Origin of the sequence: Blautia sp. Marseille-P2398, from assembly GCF_964240315.1 — a bacterium.
GTDB lineage: Bacteria > Bacillota > Clostridia > Lachnospirales > Lachnospiraceae > Blautia_A > Blautia_A wexlerae.
Map to the genome: position 1 here is coordinate 1 of NZ_CAXSTD010000044.1, position 1,176 is coordinate 1,176.

2 protein-coding genes and 1 pseudogene are annotated in these 1,176 nt (G+C 35.2%); 1 reads left to right on the forward strand and 2 read right to left on the reverse strand.

Annotation, left to right across the window (positions count from 1 at the left end):
• Nucleotides 1-228, forward strand: a pseudogene (locus ACESZG_RS18880) (cupin domain-containing protein); the annotation flags it as partial.
• Between the two features lie 102 nt (nucleotides 229-330).
• On the opposite strand, the gene ACESZG_RS18885 reads toward ACESZG_RS18880, so the two are convergent.
• Nucleotides 331-561, reverse strand: a complete 231-nt coding sequence (locus tag ACESZG_RS18885; protein WP_015512798.1) for a hypothetical protein — start codon at nucleotides 559-561, stop codon at nucleotides 331-333.
• 26 nt (nucleotides 562-587) lie between these two features.
• Entirely contained in the window at nucleotides 588-1,031 is a 444-nt protein-coding gene (locus tag ACESZG_RS18890; protein ID WP_020993163.1) for a GNAT family N-acetyltransferase, read from the reverse strand.
• Nucleotides 1,032-1,176: the final 145 nt, after the last annotated feature.

A 1,176-nucleotide genomic window follows, 5' to 3' on the forward strand; every position in this document is an offset into this window, starting at 1 on the left:
CATTCTCATAAAGAAAATGAAGAAATCTATGGAATTCTTTCAGGTAACGGCAAAGCCATAATTGATGGAGAAGAAATCAGCCTTTCAACTGGAGACTGGCTAAAAATCGCACCTGCTGCAAAGCGTCAGTTTTTTGCATCCGATATTTCCGGAATTACTTATATCTGCATTCAGGTAAAAGAAAATTCCCTGGAACATTTTACAGCAGCGGATGCCGTAATCGGCTAATTAAAAGTATTTATTTACAAAAATGCACAGCTCCCGATAAACTAAGAACTGTGCATTTCTTTTTCTTAAATTTTACGATTTCTCAATTTTTTATATAAGAAGTTATGGCTTTAACTTCCTCCAAATAATCAGCTTTAGGATAATACATACGACCACCAAAACTGCCACCAAGGCACCATCCAACAGTAACTCTGTGTACCACGGTGCAGACTGCATGGCATATAAATTTGGATAGGTTTTAAAGTGCCAGAACTTATAAATTCCGAATCCAATGAAAACTCCTATGAATGAACCAATAACGATATTTAAAAAACAATTCAACTTTCTCAGCATAGCAGTCCCCCCTTCCAAATTAGAAGTTATAAACATCTTTGCAAATATACCATATCTATTAACTGTACACCACACTCATAAATTGGGTGGTCATAATTGTCCGTAAAGAAATTCGGAATATTGTGAGATCGGACAAATCCGCATTTTTCATAAAACGGTACGGTCAACGGGCTGTCACCTGTTCCAACCTGCAAAATAGAATATTCATCTGCATATTTACTTACAAGGAAGTCAATCAATGCTTTCCCATAGCCCTGTCCTTGATTCTGAGGATCAACTGCAATATTTTTAATTTCAAGTATTCCATTATCTTCATCAGTAACGACACATTCAGCTTTTACATTACCATCTTCAAGTACATACATAGTACCTTTTTCAAGATAGTGATCAATCATATTTTCCTGCTCATCAGCTAATAACAATAATGCTATAAATTGCTTTTTATTCTCATTCACTTCTCGGATTTTCATATCTATTACTCCGTCAAACTAGAATTTATATAATTATCTCTCTAACTTTCCCCATTTTATAGGCTTTCCCGCCTGTCCATTAGTGAAATGATATGTAGTTTCCCTTATTTTTGCCCTTATGAGATAATCACAAGGGAAATAAGGG

What these genes read in the sequence shown, in the direction of transcription:
- ACESZG_RS18885 (WP_015512798.1), bottom strand. Translation starts at nt 561, where the DNA reads ATGCTGAGAAAGTTGAATTGTTTTTTAAATATCGTTATTGGTTCATTC.
- ACESZG_RS18890 (WP_020993163.1), bottom strand. Translation starts at nt 1,031, where the DNA reads ATGAAAATCCGAGAAGTGAATGAGAATAAAAAGCAATTTATAGCATTA.